Below are 16746 nucleotides of genomic sequence, written 5' to 3' on the forward strand. Positions count from 1 at the left end.
CCCGGCTCTGCCGGTCGGCGCATGGGGGAGGCGGGGCATGTCAGCAAATCTCGACGATATCCGTAACCAGCAGCGAGAGACCTGGGACAAGTTTTCGGCCGGCTGGAAGAAATGGGACAGTCTGGTTCTCGGTTGGCTCGCGCCGTTTGGCGACGCCATGCTTCGGCGCGCCAATCTCTCCAGCGGCTTCAGCGTGCTCGACATAGCCGCGGGCACTGGCGAACCCGGGCTGACGGCGGCCGCGGCAATTCCCGACGGTCAGGTTGTCGTCACCGATCTCTCGGAAAATATGCTGACTGCTGCCGCCGAAAATGCGGCCACGCGTGGCCTCAAAAACTTCAAAACTCAATTATGCGATGCGGGCGCGTTGCCTTTTGCCGATGCCAGTTTCGACGCCGTCCTCTGCCGGTTTGGGTTCATGTTCTTCCCGGATATCGCTGCCGCCGCCAGGGAGATGGCGCGCGTGGCAAAGCCCGGTGCACGCGTCTGCGCCGCAGTCTGGAGCGCTCCTGCCAAAAATCCATGGGCGACCACGGTCATGGGCACGATCGCCCGCCACGTGGAAATGCCCCCGCCGCCGCCCGGTTCTCCGGGCCTGTTCCGCTGCGCGGCGGAAGGCATGATGGCCGAGACCTTCAAAGAGGCGGGCCTTGTCGATGTCGCCGAGGAAGAGGTGTCGGCGATGATGGTGCACGATGCCCCGGAGCGCTACTGGGACTTCATGACCGAGATCGCCGCGCCTGTGGTCGCCGGACTTTCCAGGGCGGATGCGGCAACACGGGCGAGGATCCGTGGCGAGGTCCTGGAGCTGGCGCTACAATCCGTCAGCGATGGACAAGTTCACCTTCGCTCAACGGCAACTGTGATCACAGGCACGCGATAGGTTGCTGCAGGATTCCTTCAACTCTCCCAACCCAATCCACCGTTGTGAAAACGCAGCATGTCTGCGTTCCCACAAGCTGAACCGCGTTAATGCGAGGCCGCCTCGCTTGCGACGGCCGCCCCTTCGCGCTGCTGGCCATGACCGACCGGGATCAGCCAGGTGGTGAAGAAGGTCAGCACCGCAACGACGACGACGCCCCAGAAGCTCCAGTGCAGGGCCGCGTTGAAGACGGCGCGGATCGCCGGATCGGCGGCGAGTGCCGAAAGCCCGGTCGGCTGGTTCAGCGCCTCATGCAGGCCTGCCGCCGCCTCGCCGCTCGCATAGTAATTGATGCCGGCATTGAGGATGGCTCCGAGCACGGTGGCGCCGAGCGTATTGCCGAGGCTGCGGGAAAAGATGATCGACGCCGTGGCGCTGCCGCGCATCGACCATTCGACGCTCTCCTGCACCAGCACGATGCTGGTGAGGCTGATGAGACCCATGCCGAAGCCCATGAAAAACGAGCCGGCGCCGGCAACGACCGGCGAACTGTCAGGGGTCAGGAACAACAGGAAACAGGCGCCGAAGGGAAACATCAGGCTGCCGACGCGCAAGGTGCGGCGGATGCCGAAGGCCTTGTAGAAGCGGCCGGAGAGGATCACCGCCAGGGGCCAGCCGACGACGAGCATGGTGAGTGTGAAGCCTGCGATAACGGGCGAACGGCCGAGCACGCCCTGCACATAGATCGGCAGGATTGTTGAAAGCCCGATCAGCGCCATGCCGGCCAGCAGCGTTGCCGCATTGCTGGTCGCAATCAGCCTTCGGCTCCAGAGCGGGATCGAAATGATCGGCTCCGGCGCCCGCTTCTCCTGGGCGAGAAAGAAAAGGCCGGCGACCACGAAGATGGCGAAGAGCGAAATCAGGATCCAGGCGCTGGCATCGGTTTCCGTCAGCATGATGAGAAGTGCGACGATCGAGATCGAAAACAGCGCCGCTCCGAGGTAATCAATCTTGGCCTGCTTGTGGGCCACATCCTCCTTCAGGAAAATCATGAAGGCGAGGATCGAGATGATGCCGATCGGCAGGTTGATCCAGAAGATCCAGGCCCAGGAGATGTTGTCGACGATGATGCCGCCGGCAAGCGGGCCGACGACCGCCGATGTCGCCCAGACGGTCGCCATGAAGCCCTGCACACGGCCGCGCTCCTCGAGCTTGAAGAGATCGCCGATGATCGTCGTCGTCACCGGCTGGATGGCGCCGGCGCCGAGCCCCTGCAGCAGCCGGAACAGCACCAGCGACATCATCGACCAGGCAAGCCCGCAGAGCAAAGAGCCGGCGAGGAAGATCAGGATGCCGCCGATCAGCACCGGCTTGCGCCCAAAGATGTCGGAAAGCTTGCCGTAGATGACCGTGGTCGTCGACTGCGCCAGCAGGAAGGCCGAAAACACCCAGCTGTAGTAGGAAAAGCCGCCGAGCTGCCCGACGATGCGCGGCATCGCGGTCGCCACGATCGTCGCCTCGATCGCCACCATGAAGGTCGCGAGCATGATGGTGGCGACGATAAGCACGCGGTTCGAGCGTTGCGCTGCATTCGACATGACGATCCTCTTCGGGTGCTCCGCAGATGCCGGAAATATCGGCAGGCTGGCTTTGGTGTGGGGCGATGCGCCGCTTGCGGAGTGATGTGGCTCTTTTACGTCTTCAGGGCCGAACGGTAAAGCAGGCCGCGACCGGTTTCTGACGGCAGCGATCCTTTTCGCGCGATGTCAGGGGAGGTTTCGGTCGAGCGAAGGCCCGGGCTGAGCAACGCCGGGCCTTCATTCTGTCGGGAGGGAAGGCGAACAATTGCTCTATCCTCATCGCGGGCACGCATCGCCGACCGAGCTGTTATCCGTGCCCGTGCCGGCCGCTCCCGCGCAACCCGGCGTCTGCTGCAGGTTGGGATTGACCCCGCCGGGATTGATCGTGCTGCGGCCGCTATTGAGATTGACGCCGCCATTGCCGGTCGTGCTGCCGGTGGTGCCGGGATCGGTGCCGACAGAACCGGTGCCAACAGACCCGGTACCCGTTGCACCGCCGCCGACAGAACCAGTGCCCGCCGACCCGGCGCCGGCGGAACCGGCGCCCGAACTCCCCGATCCGCCGATAATCGGCGCCACCGAAAGCCGCCCATTGGCATCCGCACCTCCGGCCGTCTGCGCCATGGCCGAACCGGCCAGGCCGATCGAAAGCAATGATATCGCGATGAACTTGCAGGACATGATTTTCTCCATGCTTGTTGTCTCAGGGGAGGAAACCGGAACGGGGGTGGCATTGTTCCTGTCGTAGTTGCGGTTTTCACGGTCGTTTGATTGGGACAGATAACGGCTTGGGCGACTACTGGACCTGTATCTCCATGATGGGCAGAAAAGCCGGCTGTCGAGGCTCGAAATTTTGTTTGAAGCCAGATCGGCCGCAGCGTGGGAATTGTTCGGACCGTGCTGGCTATGCAGATCGGCGCTCGTCCTCGCGTTTATGCGGACCGGTCAGCGGCGCAGGGCGCAACCCCGCCATCATTTGAGAGCTGACTCGAAATACCGCCTCAAAGCTTCATGGAGAAGCAGTAGCGAGAGCATGCCGATCCACCCACTGTCATTCGTCATCCATCAAATGAAACTCCCGTGCCGCCTGAGGGCAGAGAAGCCTGAATTGCTCGATCAGCGGCGGCATCCCCGAAGCGCACGAAACGTCTGAATTCTCTGGTAATGGGAAAGTGACGCTCACCGGTTTTCCGGCAGAAGGTTCGAAGGAGAGGGTGCCTTCGCTGCAATTGGCGGTGGAACGGAAAGTGTCTTTCCCATTCTCTTTTGTGTACATCGCCACGCACTGCTTGACGGTAAGTTTGCCGCCATGGACTGTTGTCTCCCATCCCGGGTCTCGCTTGCAATATTCCTGGAAGTCGGCCCGAGTGAGCTTGCCTGTGATAACGGCAGTGCTTGAATCGGTGCCGGTCCTGCTGACGAGCGTTCCGTTCCATCCAGCACACGAGGCGAGAGGGAAGTCTGCTGCCTGCGCAGCGGATAGGGTAATTGTGAAAAGCGCGATGCTTAAAAGCGATGTCTTCATGGATCCTCCTAATCGCTAACCTGCTCTCGTTCGATCGGCATTGGTCGCGCATATGTAGATGAAGGGCAGCCAGCCCCTTGAGTGAAGCAGCTCTCAAACTGTTGAAGCTTTGCCGGCCGAGTGGCCAAAAGCAGTCTATAGGATGGATTCAGACTTTTAAGAGAGGCTTAAAATATAGATTTTCAGCACGCGTGCCCGACCTGAGAGATAGGTGACGTTTTGTACCGGAGACATGGGTAACACTTTCCGTTTTGAAGCGGGAGGTGTTGATGCCGTGGAGAGAGATTTCGGTCATGGAGGAACGTCTTCGATTTGTCGCCCGGCTGCTTGAGGGCGAGGGTATGAGCGATGTTTGCCGGGAATTCGGCATCTCGCGCAAGACCGGCTACAAGATCTTCAACCGTTACAAGGACGAAGGGCTTGATGCCCTGACGGACCGGTCGCGCCGACCGGTCCGTTATGCCAACCAGTTGCCCGAGCCAGTCACGGCGATGATCGTGCGACTGAAGAAGGAAAAACCATATTGGGGAGCACGCAAAATCCGGGAGCTTCTGGTCAAGCGGCTTGCAGGCGATGTGCGCATTCCCGCCACAAGCACCGTGCATGCCGTGCTCGACCGACACGGCCTTGTGAGCCAGGCCCGCAAGAGGAACCGGGCGAACAAGGCCGTGGGAACGGTGCTTGGTGAAGCGCTTGCTCCCAATGACCTCTGGTGCGCCGATTTCAAGGGAGAGTTCAAGCTCGGCAACGGACGCTACTGTTACCCCTTGACGGTCACCGACCAGGCATCACGCTACCTTCTCTGCTGCGAGGCCTTCGAATCGACCCGCGAGCAGGGCGTCTTCGAAGCCTTCCGCAGGCTCTTTGCCGAACGCGGGCTGCCCACCGCCATCCGCTCCGACAACGGTCTGCCCTTCGCCAGCCCCAATGGGCTCTACAATCTGTCGAAGCTGTCGGTCTGGTGGCTGAGGCTCGGCATCGGCATCGAGCGCATCAAACCCGGTCACCCGCAGCAGAACGGCCGCCACGAGCGCATGCATCTGACGCTGAAGAAGGAGGCCACCCGCCCGCCCGGCAGGACGATCCTCCAACAGCAGGCACGCTTCGATGACTTCATCCGCGAATTCAACGAGGAACGCCCACATGAGGCGCTGAACATGCGGCATCCGGCAGAGATTTATCGGCCGTCAGACCGCCTCTATACCGGCCTGCCCGAGATCGAATACCCCTTCCATGACCGCGACGTGCTGGTCACCCATTGTGGACGCATCTGTATGCACCGCAAGAAGATCAATATCTCAACCGTCATGGCCGGACAGAAACTCGGCATCAAAGAAGTCGACAACGGCATTTGGCTCGTCAGCTTCATGCACTATGATCTGGGATATATCGACCTGGAGCAGAGAACCTTGCAAACCATCGACAACCCGTTCGGCACGAGGTTGTCACCCATGTCTTAGGTACGTTCCGTTACCTATGTGTCGGGAATGGACAGCGAAGAACTGGTGCCGCTTGCAGGACTCGAACCTGCGACCCCATCATTACGAATGATGTGCTCTACCACCTGAGCTAAAGCGGCCCCTCGCGGCCGAAGCATGCGGCCTGCGATTTGCATGGCGCTGATACAGGCATTGATCGAAGAATTCAAGCACCCTGTCATGGCTTTGGCAAAAAAGAGGGAGGGGGCGGGAAGGCGCGCCTCAGAGCGCCAGCCGGGCGCGCGCCGCCCTGTATTCGGCTTCCAGCCGGTCGACGAGTTTTTTGACCGGCTCGACCGCCTTGACGGCGCTGATGCCCTGGCCGCTGCCCCAGATGTCCTTCCAGGCCTTGGCGCCGCCGATAGCCTGCTCGAAATCCATCTTCGAGGCATCGGCTAAGGGGAGGTTGTCGGGGTCCATGCCGGCGGCGACGATCGAGGGCTTCAAATAGTTGCCGTGCACGCCCGTGAAATAGTTGGAATAGACGATATCGCCAGCGGCGCCTTCGACGATCGCCTGCTTGTAGGCGTCCGCGGCGCGCGCCTCTTGCGTTGCGATGAAGGGCGAGCCGATATAGGCCATGTCGGCGCCCATCGCTTCTGCGGCGAGGATGGCGCCGCCGGTGGCGATGGCGCCGGCCAGCAGCAGCGGCCCGTCGAACCATTCGCGGATTTCCTGGACGAGGGCAAAGGGCGACAGCGTGCCGGCATGGCCGCCGGCCCCGGCGGCAACTGCGATCAGCCCGTCGGCTCCCTTGCGGATCGCCGAATGGGCATGGCGGTTGTTGATGATGTCATGCAGCACGATGCCGCCATAGGAGTGCACGGCGGCGTTGACCTCGGGCACGGCGCCGAGCGAGGAGATGACGATCGGCACCTTGTATTTGACGCAGAGCGTAAGGTCATGCTCCAACCGCTTGTTCGACATGTGGACGATCTGGTTGACGGCAAAGGGCGCGGCCGGCCGCTCGGGATGGGCGGTGTCGTGGCGGGCAAGCTCCTCGGTAATCTCGGCCAGCCATTCGTCGAGCTGGCTTTCCGGCCGGGCGTTCAGCGCCGGAAACGCTCCGACGATGCCTGCCTTGCATTGCGCCAGCGTCAGCGCCGGATGCGAGATGATGAACAGCGGCGAGCCGATGACCGGCAGTCTCAATCTGTCCTTGAGGATTGGGGGCAGGGCCATGGTTCATCGCTTCCACTGACGTTTACGAAAACGTCAATCTCATAACAGAGATGAAAATGCGATAAAAGAGCGGCTGCCATGCCTTCGTCGATTTCAGCCGGAATATATACGTCCGAGAAAGCTCATATAATAAGGCCCGCAAGCGGTGAAACCTGCCGACTATCCCCGCCGATCAACCGCGGCCCGCCCTCGCAAGGCTTGCGGTTTGCCGCACTTGCCGCTACCGAATTTTGATGGAGAACGGCGGGGATTGCAGTCCGATGCCGAATTCAAGGTGAAGGACTTGACGTGAGCGGATTAGAAACGGCCATCAGAACTGCGCTCGAAAATTCCGATCGCGATAATCCGGAGGTTCGAGCGAGGATCTATCAGTCGGCCCGCCAGGCGCTGGAAGCCGGCCTGCGCAAGCAGGATATCACCGACACCGAGGTCGTCGCCCATCACCGCCATCGCCTGGAAAGCACCATCCACGCCATCGAAGGCGAGGAGCGCGAGCGCCTTCACCCCCGCCAGAGGCCGCCTGAAGTGCCCGTGCCGCCGGTCGTGGAAATGCCGGCGCCGCCGGTTCCGCGCGGTGAAGTGGCCGATATCGACAGCCTTATCGATAGTCCCGTGCCCGCAGGCGAAACCCGCACTCCCGAGGTGGCCTTCAGCCGCGGCGACGAGTCCAGCCTCCATGACGTGCATGCCGGCAATGCCGATCACCTGGCTGCCGCCCCCGTCGGCGAGGAGCGGCTTGCCCGGGGTCAGCGCGCCACCAATATGGATTTCCGCCCGGAGCGGGCGGCAGGCCGCCGCAAGCCGCGCAAGTTTTTTTCGAGGCTGCTCGTCTGGTGCGTCCTGCTCGCCTTCATCGGCATCGGCGCCTGGTGGGCACATACATCGGGCCTGCTGATGACGGCGGCCGAGCGCGACACCAGCGTTGCCAATCCGCCGGCAAGCACCCAGCCCGAGGATTTCACCGGCAATGACAACAGCGGGAATGCGGGCTCTCACACCGATGAGCCGGTGACCATCGATCCGCAGAACAGTTTCTCGGCCGATTGGATCCCGCTGTTCAAGCCTGAGAACGCCGACAAGATTCAAAGCGGCCCGCGGGCCCGCATCGAAAAAATCGACGAGAATGATGGCCCCGCCGTCCGGCTGATTTCCGAAAGCGGTGCAGCCGATGGCAATGTCTCGATCAGCGTTCCCCCTTCGGTGCTGCAGCAGTTGGCCGGCAAATCCTCGACGATCGCGCTGACGCTGCAGTCGACCAGCGACGAGCCGACCCAGGTCACCGTCGAGTGCAATTTCCAGACGCTCGGCAATTGCGCCCGCCATCGCTTCAACGTCACCCGGGAAAAGTCGGATGCGCTGCTGCAGGTAAAGTTCGACCGCTCGCTCGCGCCGAATTCGCCGGGCACGCTGACGATCAACAGCGATCTCGACGGCAAGGCGCGCGGCATCAACCTCTTCGCCATCCGCATCCTGCCGGGGCAGTGACCTCGGTCCCGGCGGAGCCGGTGACCCCGTTTAGCCAACGCCTATTTCAGGAAGCCCTATTTCAGAAATCCAGGCCCTGAGCCGATGATCTCTGCATCGACCGTGCCGAGCGCCTGTTTGTCCTTGCCGTCATAATCCATCCTGTTCAGCATGTGGCGGATGAGTTCGAGGCGCGCCCGCCGCTTGTCATTGCCGTGGATTACCGTCCAGGGCGCGAAATCCGTATGGGTTTCTTTGAGCATCCGGTTGCGCTTGTCGCTGTAATCGTCCCATTTCGTCAGCGCTGCGATGTCCATCGACGACAGTTTCCAGACCTTCAGCGGATCATGCCGGCGATCGTGGAAACGCTTCAACTGCATCTCGCGGCCGATATCGAGATAGAATTTGAAGAACAAGATGCCCTCATGGGCGATGATCTTTTCGAGTTGCGGCGCCTGTTTGAGGAAATCCTCATATTGCTGCGGCGTGCAGAAACCCATGACCGGCTCGACGCCGGCGCGGTTGTACCAGGAGCGGTCAAACAGCACGAATTCGCCTGATGTCGGAAATTGCGCGACATAACGCTGGAAATACCATTGCCCCTGTTCGCGCTCGGTCGGCTTTGTCAGCGCCACGACGCGCGCAAGGCGTGGGTTCATATGCGCCGAAGAGGCCGAGATCGCTCCACCCTTGCCGGCAGCGTCGCGCCCTTCGAACAGCGCCATCACCCGCTTGCCGGTCGCCTGCAGCCAGAACTGCACCTTCACCAGTTCGATCTGCAGCTTTTCCAGTTCCTCCAGATAGTCCTCTTCCTTGAGCTTCTTCTTGTAGGGGAAGTCGCCGGAGCCCAGCGCGTGTTCGTCCACCCAGGCCGGCAGGGCGGGATCGTCGACGTCGAAGATGCGTTTCTTTCCGCGGATCTCCAGCTCCACGGCCCTGTTTTCGACCTTCTCGTCCATATGGTGCTCCTCAGCCTGATTGTTCTCTTTCTGCAGGCGAACATAGTTACCGTTGAAAATCAAATCTTTCACGGGCGGCCGATCATTTTTCGTGGGTTTCGGCTGCGGCCTTTCGCTTGAGGTGCGGCCACCCGAAAACTTCTGTCATGAATTGCCGCTATCAGGCAGAGTTCAATATAGAGAAAAACGAATCGACGCCGCGAGGGCACTTGCAAGACGAAACTCCGTGGAGAAAAAGCCTGTTGGCGCGCATAAGGCGCGAACGGCCGGTGCTGCTTGCGGCGATCCTCAGCGCGCTCGCCGCGCTTGCCGCCGGCATGAACAAAAGGGTTGTGCTTGTCCTCCTGCTTGTGATGATCCTCACCGCGCTTTTCAATGAGGCGCCGATCATCGAGGCCGAACCGGCCCCGCCGGTGGAGATCGAGCCGGAGGCGCCGCCAAGCCGCTTGCCGGAGGTTTCCGCCACGCTTTCCGGCCTCGATATCCCGGTCATGGTGCTGTCGGACGACGCCTCGGTGCTCTTCCAGAACCGTGCTGCCGAGAAAGCTTTTGGCGAAGTGGCGCTCGGCGCCCATATATCGGCCCGCCTGCGCTCGCCCGGCGTGCTCGACATGGTGCGCGAAACCATCGCCACCAACGCTCCGAACCAGATAGAGCATGCCGAGCGGCTGCCGTCCGAGCGCGTCTATATGGTCCGCAGCGCGCCCATAGAATTCGCAGCCGATGACGGCCCGCATGAGCGCTATTTTATCCTCTCCTTCCGCGATATATCGGAGGTCCGCCGCATCGATCGCATGCGGTCGGATTTCGTCGCCAATGCCAGCCACGAGCTGCGCACGCCGCTTGCCTCGCTGCGCGGCTTCATCGAAACCATCCAGGGGCCGGCGAAGAACGATCTGAAGGCGCAGGCGCGTTTCCTCAACATCATGCTGGATCAGACGACGCGCATGAGCCGGCTGGTCGACGACCTGCTGTCGCTCTCGCGCCTGGAGCTGAAATCGCACATCGCCCCGGATGAGAAGGTCGATCTGGTGCCGCTGCTCGGCCATGTCAGAGATGCGCTGGTGCCGCTGGCAACGGATGTCGGCGTCGCCATCAACCTGCATCTGCCCGACGGCAAGGTCGAGGTGCTCGGAGACCGCGACGAGCTTGTCCAGGTCTTCGAGAACCTGATGGAAAACGCCTGCAAATACGGCCAAGAGGGCGAGGTCGTCGACGTCTGGCTGAAGAACGGCACCGGCCAGCCGGTCGAGGTCAGCATCGTCGACAAGGGCCCAGGCATTCCGGCCGAGCATGTGCCGCGCCTGACCGAGCGCTTCTATCGCGTCAGCATCGAGGACAGCCGCTCGAAAAAGGGCACCGGCCTCGGCCTTGCCATCGTCAAACACATCCTCACCCGCCACCGGGCACGGCTGATCGTCAAGTCGGAAGTCGGCAAGGGCACCAATTTTACGGTGCGTTTCTGACGCAATGCTCTATGAGAACCGGGCGGGGAACGGAGAGGTCGCGGCATGTCCTCTTCTTCCCTCGGGGAGAAGGTGCCGGCAGGCGGATGAGGGGGCCGCACGGCTGACCTCTCACGCAATTCACCTATCCCGCCACGCCTGCCCAAGGGCCTTGACGATGGTCGAGGCGGTTCACGGGTTATTGGAAAGACCGGCTTCGCCGGCCCCCTCATCCGCCCTACGGGCACCTTCTCCCCGCTGGGGAGAAGAGGGAATCGAGATGCCCCCGCCATGTACCTGGGCCCCAAATCACCGCGGAACAACGTTAATGAAACGGCGGAAGCGGAAAGCCGCCGCCTCACTGCCGTTTCTGATGTGCAGCCAGTTTGTACAACGCGAGGTGGATTGAACGCCGAACTTTGCTGGTTGCTCGACATGATCGATCGGCCGATTCAAAATATTACTTTATAAATCAGGAGCTTAATCTGTCACAAATGTTTCACGGCTTTGACATAAAAGGACGGTGCATAAAGCGCTAAGAGAGTCTCGCCGATGAAAAAAGGCATGCGAGGGCCTCTCTAAGGCCGCACTCACACAAGCCCAAATACCGGGAGATTTACATGAACACCTTCAAGCTCACCGTTGCCGCGCTCGCTGCAACTGCTGCTTTCGCTGGCGCTGCCGTCGCCCGCGACCAGATTCAGATCGCTGGTTCGTCCACCGTCCTGCCTTACGCAAAGATCGTTGCCGAGTCCTTCGGCGAAACCTTCACCAACTTCAAGACGCCGGTCGTTGAATCCGGCGGCACGGGCGCTGGTCTGAAGGAATTCTGCAAGGGTGTTGGTGAAGACACTATCGATATTGCGAACGCTTCGCGTCCGATCAACAAGAACGAAGCCGAAGCCTGCAAGGCCGCCGGCGTAACCGACATCCAGGAAGTCAAGATCGGCTACGACGGCATCGTCTTCGCAACCGACGCTTCCAACCCTGACGTCGCTTATGTTCCTGCCGACATCTACAAGGCCCTCGCAGCCCAGGTCGTCGTTGACGGCAAGCTTGTCGCTAATCCGTACAAGAAGTGGTCGGAAGTCAACCCGAAGCTTCCGGCTGTTGATATCGCCGTCTACATCCCGGGCGAAAAGCACGGCACCCGCGAAGTCTTCGAACAGAACGTGCTCGCCGCCGGCTGCAAGGCCTCTGGCGCAATCGACGTCATCGCCAAGGAAATCGCCGACAAGGCTGCCCAGGGCAAGGCCTGCGTCGCAGTCCGTAAGGACGGCGTTGCAGTCGACATCGACGGCGACTATCCGGAAACCCTCGCACGCATCGCCGCCAACAAGACCGGCGTCGGCGTATTCGGCCTTTCCTTCTACGAAAACAATGCCGACAAGCTCAAGGTTGCGAGCATGAGCGGTATCGTTCCGTCCACCGAAACGATCGCGAACGGCACCTACCCGGTTTCCCGCCCGCTGTTCTTCTACGTCAAGAAGGCACATCTCGGCGCCGTTCCTGGCCTGAAGGAATACGTCAACTTCTTCGTATCCGACCAGATGATCGGCCCTGACGGTCCGCTCGCCGAATACGGCCTCGTTGCCGCTCCGGATGCTGAACGCGACGCCATCCGCAAGGACGTCGAAGCCGGCAAGTCCATGTAATCACTTTGCCGGCGCAGCGCCTTTCAGCCCGCGCCGGCATTGTCTATGTCCCTGCGCGCCGGCGGTTCTGGAGCTGCAGGGTTGGAATTCCTTCTCCGTGATTGAAGCCGAAGGCAGGCTGATGAAGCTGCCGGGCTTTTTGGGGCTATGGGCCTGGGGACGTATCGAATGAGCACATCCATCATACTTTTGTGCCTTGGGGTGATCGGCGCCGCCGCCTATCTGGTCGCGCGCAGCCGGGCCACGGCGCTTGCCGGAGGCCGATCCTCCGCTTTGCATTCACGGCCAGCCTATTACGGCGCCTATGCGGCGATCTGGGCGGTTCTTCCCGCCCTCATCGTCCTCTGCCTCTGGCTCTCCATCAGCCCCGGCATCATCCAGTCCTCGGTTCGCGGTGCTTTCCCTGACGACATCAAGGCGCAAGTCTCGGTCGAGCAGGATCTTGGCTATTCGACGGTGGCGACGGTCGCCCGCGGCCTGACGATGCTGACCTCGGATGAAACTGCTGCGGTCGGCAACGATCCGGCTGCCCTGCAGGCCAAGCTCCTCGAAAAGGGTGTGCCGCTTGCCAGCCAGCCGCTGCCTTACATGCTCGACGCCGCCAAAAAGCTCAATGCCCTGAGCATGACGAGCCGCATCGCCATGACGGCTGTTGTCTTCGCTCTCGCCATTGCTGGCGCCTTCTATGCGCTGCGCTCCATTGCTCCGCGCTTCCGCGCCCGCAACCGGGTCGAGCGCGTCATGCTCTGGGGCCTGCTGCTCGCCTCCTCGATCGCCATTCTGACGACGATCGGCATCGTGTTCTCCATGCTATCGGAAGCCGCCCGCTTCTTTGCCGCCGTCCCCGCCATGGACTTCTTCTTCGGCACCGTCTGGGATCCGCGCTTTGCCGGCGCCGGCAGCTCGTCCTTCGGTCAGTTCGGCCTAATCCCGCTGCTGCTCGGAACGATCTATATCGGCCTGGTCGCCATGCTGGTCGCCGTGCCGGTCGGCCTCTTCGCCGCCATCTACATGGCCGAATACGCCTCGCCGAAGCTGCGCGGGGTCGCCAAGCCGCTGCTTGAAGTGCTCGCCGGCATTCCGACGATCGTCTACGGCTTCTTCGCGCTCGTCACCGTCGGCCCGTTCCTGCGCGATTTCTCCGCTGAGATCAGCGGCCTTCTGTCCGGCAATTACAGCAATTTCATCCAGGCGCAGAGCGTTCTGACGGCCGGCATCGTCATGGGCATCATGCTGATCCCCTACGTGTCTTCGCTGTCGGACGACATTATCACCGCCGTGCCCCGATCGCTGCGTGACGGTTCGCTCGGTCTTGGTGCCACACGCTCCGAAACCATCAAGAAAGTGGTCTTGCCGGCAGCCCTTCCCGGCATCGTCGGCGCACTGCTGATGACGGCCTCGCGGGCCATCGGCGAAACCATGATCGTCGTGCTGGCCGCTGGTGTCGCCGCCCGCATTCAGATCAATCCCTTCGAGCCGATGACGACGGTGACCGTCAAGATCGTCAATCAGTTGACCGGCGACCTTGAGTTCACCTCGCCGCAGACGCTGGTTGCCTTTGCCCTTGGCATCACGCTGTTCTGCATCACGCTTTGCCTCAATATCTATGCGCTCTACATCGTGCGCAAATACCGGGAGCAGTACGAATGACGGATATTGTTTCTCCCACATCAGGCGTCACCGTTTCCACGGCGCCCGCGCGCCGCGATATCGGCATCAAGCGCCGCTATGCCGCCGAGCGCCGGTTCCAGGCCTATGGCATCGCCGCCATCACCTTCGGTCTCGTCTTCCTCTTCATCCTGCTGTGGACGGTGATCGGCAAAGGCTATACCGCCTTCCAGCAGACGGCGATCACCCTGCCGATCGAGTTTTCCGAGAAGACGATCGACCCGAACAACAAGCGTGCGACCGACCCTTCGGTGCTGATCGCCGCCAACTATCCGGTTCTCCTGCGTGACGCGATCGTCAAGCAGCTGAACATCAATGCCTCGAGCCGTCCCGACGTGCGCGATGCATCCGCCATGCTGTCGAAGAGTGCGCCGATCCAGCTGCGCGATATGGTGATCGCCGATCCGTCGATCATCGGCAAGACGGTCGACGTCACTCTGCTCGCCGACGCCAATGTCGACAGCGCCAGCAAGGGCCAGATCGATCTCTCCGTCGATGAGAAGAACCGCAAGGTCAACGACAAGCAGGTTGCATGGATGAACGAGCTGAAGGCGAGCGGCGCTCTCCACAAGCAGTTCAACACCGGCCTTTTCGTCAACGGCAATTCCAGCCGTCCGGAGGCCGCAGGCCTGGGCGTCGCCCTGATCGGCTCGCTCTACCTGATGCTGATCGTCCTCGTGCTCGCTCTGCCGATCGGCGTCGCCGCCTCGATCTATCTCGAGGAGTTCGCGCCGAAGAACAAGCTGACGGACCTGATCGAGGTCAATATCAACAACCTCGCCGCGGTTCCTTCCATCGTCTACGGCCTGCTCGGTCTTTCCGTCTTCATCAACTTCATCGGCCTGCCGCGCTCGGCTTCGCTGGTTGGCGGCCTGGTGCTGACGCTGATGACCCTGCCGACGATCATCATCGCCACGCGTGCGGCTCTGCGCGCCGTGCCGCCGTCGATCCGCGCCGCAGCGCTCGGCCTCGGCGCGTCGAAGATGCAGATGGTGTTTCACCATGTTCTACCGCTCGCCATGCCAGGCATCCTCACCGGCACGATCATCGGCCTGGCGCACGCGCTCGGCGAAACCGCGCCGCTGCTCCTGATTGGCATGGTCGCCTTCGTCGCCAACGCGCCGACGACACCGCTCGATCCCTCGACGGCTCTGCCCGTACAGGTCTATATGTGGGCCAACGAGGCCGAACGTGCCTTCGTTGAGCGTACTTCGGGTGCCATCATCGTCCTGCTCCTGTTCCTGATCGTCATGAACATGGGCGCCATCCTCTTGCGTCGTCGCTTCGAGCGCCGCTGGTAAACGGAGTTAAACATCATGAACATGTTGACGGAAGCTGCAGTTGAAAAGGCGCTGGATCGCAAGATGAGCAACGTCCCGTATAAGATGATCGGAAAGGAAGTCTCGGTTTACTATGGCGAGAAGCGCGCGCTTTTCGATGTGAACCTGAACGTCCGCGAAAACACCGTAACCGCCCTGATCGGCCCGTCCGGCTGCGGCAAGTCGACCTTCCTGCGGTGCCTCAACCGCATGAACGACACGATCGACGGCTGCCGCGTCACCGGCAAGATCACGCTTGATACCGACGATATCTATGATCCCGATATCGACGTCGTCGAACTTCGCGCCCGCGTCGGCATGGTCTTCCAGAAGCCGAACCCGTTCCCGAAGACGATCTACGAAAACGTCTCCTACGGCCCGCGCATCCATGGCCTTGCCAAGTCGAAGGCCGACCTCGACCAGATCGTCGAGACCAGCCTGCAGCGCGCCGGTCTCTGGAACGAAGTCAAGGACCGCGTGCATGAATCCGGCACCGGCCTGTCCGGCGGTCAGCAGCAGCGCCTCTGCATTGCCCGTGCCGTTGCCGTCAGCCCTGAGGTCATCCTCATGGACGAGCCCTGCTCGGCGCTCGACCCGATCGCCACCGCCAAGGTCGAGGAACTGATCCACGAGCTGCGCGAGAACTACACGATCGTCATCGTCACCCACTCCATGCAGCAGGCCGCGCGTGTCTCGCAGCGCACCGCCATGTTCCACCTTGGCAATCTTGTCGAGGAAAACGACACCGACAAGATGTTCACCAATCCCGACGACCCGCGCACCCAGGACTACATCATGGGTCGTTTCGGCTGATTTTGGCGACACCAAGCCTTCCCGTTATTCGAGGATAAAGCCCCATGGCATCGACACATATTTATTCTGCCTATGATGATGATTTGAAGTTCCTGTCCAGGCGGATTTCCGAAATGGGCGGTCTGGCCGAGCAGATGGTCGCCGAATCCGTCCGGGCGCTCGTCAATGGCGATACCGCGCTGGCGCAGAAGGTCATCTCCGACGACGTGATCCTCGATCATGCCGAACGCGAAATCGGCGACAAGGCGATCGTCACCATTGCCCGCCGTCAGCCGATGGCTGCGGACCTGCGCGAAATCATGGGTTCGATCCGCATCGCCGCCGATCTCGAACGCGTCGGCGACCTCGGCAAGAACACCGCCAAGCGCGTCATCGCCGTCCAAAGCACCGGCGTTCCCCGCAAGCTCGCCCGCGGCCTTGAGCATCTGTCCGAGCTGGCGCTCGTCCAGCTCAAGGAAGTGCTCGACGTCTACACCAATCGTTCCGCCGACAAGGCGAATGCGATCCGCGAACGCGACAACGAGATCGACGCCATGTACACCTCGCTGTTCCGCGAGCTCCTGACCTACATGATGGAAGATCCGCGCAACATCACCAGCTGCACGCATCTTCTCTTCTGCGCCAAGAACATCGAGCGCATCGGCGACCACGCCACCAACATCGCCGAAACGATCTTTTACATGACGACAGGCGCGCAGCCGGAAGGCGACCGTCCGAAGGACGACAGCGCCAACACCGTCGGCGCGGTCACGGAATAACCGTCCGGGCCAGTCGCCCGGACCAGTCAATTGCGTGC

At 61.5% G+C, this 16746-nt stretch carries 14 protein-coding genes and 1 tRNA gene; 9 read left to right on the forward strand and 6 right to left on the reverse strand.

Annotated elements, in window-relative coordinates; genetic code table 11:
- Positions 1 to 37: 37 nt before the first annotated feature.
- A complete protein-coding gene (locus tag N2A41_RS00810; RefSeq protein WP_170262953.1) occupies positions 38 to 883 on the forward strand; it encodes a class I SAM-dependent methyltransferase in 846 nt (281 codons plus the stop codon).
- Between the two features lie 86 nt (positions 884 to 969).
- On the opposite strand, the gene N2A41_RS00815 is transcribed toward N2A41_RS00810, so the two are convergent.
- The 3 genes from N2A41_RS00815 to N2A41_RS00825 form a co-directional block, all read right to left on the reverse strand.
- On the reverse strand, positions 970 to 2460 hold the full coding sequence (locus N2A41_RS00815; protein ID WP_260109995.1) for an MDR family MFS transporter: 1491 nt from the start codon (positions 2458 to 2460) through the stop codon (positions 970 to 972).
- Between the two features lie 258 nt (positions 2461 to 2718).
- Positions 2719 to 3123 carry a hypothetical protein gene (locus N2A41_RS00820; RefSeq protein WP_222280888.1) on the reverse strand — a complete coding sequence of 135 codons (405 nt, stop codon included), beginning with the start codon at positions 3121 to 3123 and terminating at the stop codon, positions 2719 to 2721.
- A gap of 370 nt (positions 3124 to 3493) precedes the next feature.
- Positions 3494 to 3967: a hypothetical protein gene (locus tag N2A41_RS00825; RefSeq protein WP_017966863.1), complete on the reverse strand. Its 474-nt coding sequence runs from the start codon at positions 3965 to 3967 to the stop codon at positions 3494 to 3496.
- 269 nt (positions 3968 to 4236) lie between these two features.
- Here N2A41_RS00825 and N2A41_RS00830 point away from each other — a divergent pair, with 269 nt between their 5' ends.
- The gene (locus N2A41_RS00830; RefSeq protein ID WP_260109368.1) at positions 4237 to 5427 is read left to right on the forward strand and encodes an IS481 family transposase; all 1191 of its coding nucleotides are present in this window, start codon (positions 4237 to 4239) and stop codon (positions 5425 to 5427) included.
- Positions 5428 to 5470: 43 nt separating this feature from the next.
- On the opposite strand, the gene N2A41_RS00835 is transcribed toward N2A41_RS00830, so the two are convergent.
- Positions 5471 to 5546 (reverse strand) — tRNA-Thr (locus N2A41_RS00835).
- 121 nt (positions 5547 to 5667) lie between these two features.
- Positions 5668 to 6627, reverse strand: a complete 960-nt coding sequence (locus N2A41_RS00840; RefSeq protein WP_260109996.1) for an NAD(P)H-dependent flavin oxidoreductase — start codon at positions 6625 to 6627, stop codon at positions 5668 to 5670.
- 288 nt (positions 6628 to 6915) lie between these two features.
- On the opposite strand from N2A41_RS00840, the gene N2A41_RS00845 reads away from it, so the two are divergent.
- The gene (locus N2A41_RS00845; protein ID WP_260109997.1) at positions 6916 to 8112 is read left to right on the forward strand and encodes a regulator; all 1197 of its coding nucleotides are present in this window, start codon (positions 6916 to 6918) and stop codon (positions 8110 to 8112) included.
- 56 nt (positions 8113 to 8168) lie between these two features.
- On the opposite strand, the gene ppk2 is transcribed toward N2A41_RS00845, so the two are convergent.
- The gene (gene ppk2 / locus N2A41_RS00850; RefSeq protein WP_222386702.1) at positions 8169 to 9050 is read right to left on the reverse strand and encodes a polyphosphate kinase 2; all 882 of its coding nucleotides are present in this window, start codon (positions 9048 to 9050) and stop codon (positions 8169 to 8171) included.
- A gap of 242 nt (positions 9051 to 9292) precedes the next feature.
- Here ppk2 and phoR point away from each other — a divergent pair, with 242 nt between their 5' ends.
- The 6 genes from phoR (at position 9293) to phoU (ending at position 16708) form a co-directional block, all read left to right on the forward strand.
- Positions 9293 to 10516: a phosphate regulon sensor histidine kinase PhoR gene (gene phoR, locus N2A41_RS00855; RefSeq protein ID WP_260109998.1), complete on the forward strand. Its 1224-nt coding sequence runs from the start codon at positions 9293 to 9295 to the stop codon at positions 10514 to 10516.
- A 599-nt stretch (positions 10517 to 11115) separates the two neighbouring features.
- Positions 11116 to 12150 (forward strand): substrate-binding domain-containing protein, encoded by a 1035-nt coding sequence (locus N2A41_RS00860; RefSeq protein ID WP_017966868.1) that lies wholly within the window; start codon positions 11116 to 11118, stop codon positions 12148 to 12150.
- 168 nt (positions 12151 to 12318) lie between these two features.
- The gene (pstC, locus tag N2A41_RS00865) at positions 12319 to 13800 is read left to right on the forward strand and encodes a phosphate ABC transporter permease subunit PstC (RefSeq protein WP_170262960.1); all 1482 of its coding nucleotides are present in this window, start codon (positions 12319 to 12321) and stop codon (positions 13798 to 13800) included.
- On the forward strand, positions 13797 to 15119 hold the full coding sequence (gene pstA / locus N2A41_RS00870; RefSeq protein ID WP_170258932.1) for a phosphate ABC transporter permease PstA: 1323 nt from the start codon (positions 13797 to 13799) through the stop codon (positions 15117 to 15119). Before pstC ends, pstA begins: the two co-directional genes overlap by 4 nt.
- 15 nt (positions 15120 to 15134) lie before the next feature.
- The gene (gene pstB / locus N2A41_RS00875) at positions 15135 to 15950 is read left to right on the forward strand and encodes a phosphate ABC transporter ATP-binding protein PstB (RefSeq protein ID WP_017966871.1); all 816 of its coding nucleotides are present in this window, start codon (positions 15135 to 15137) and stop codon (positions 15948 to 15950) included.
- A gap of 44 nt (positions 15951 to 15994) precedes the next feature.
- Positions 15995 to 16708 carry a phosphate signaling complex protein PhoU gene (gene phoU, locus N2A41_RS00880; protein WP_017966872.1) on the forward strand — a complete coding sequence of 238 codons (714 nt, stop codon included), beginning with the start codon at positions 15995 to 15997 and terminating at the stop codon, positions 16706 to 16708.
- The last annotated feature ends 38 nt before the right edge of the window (positions 16709 to 16746 follow it).

The organism is Rhizobium sp. SRDI969 (genome assembly GCF_025152725.1).
GTDB classification, from domain to species: domain Bacteria; phylum Pseudomonadota; class Alphaproteobacteria; order Rhizobiales; family Rhizobiaceae; genus Rhizobium; species Rhizobium leguminosarum_I.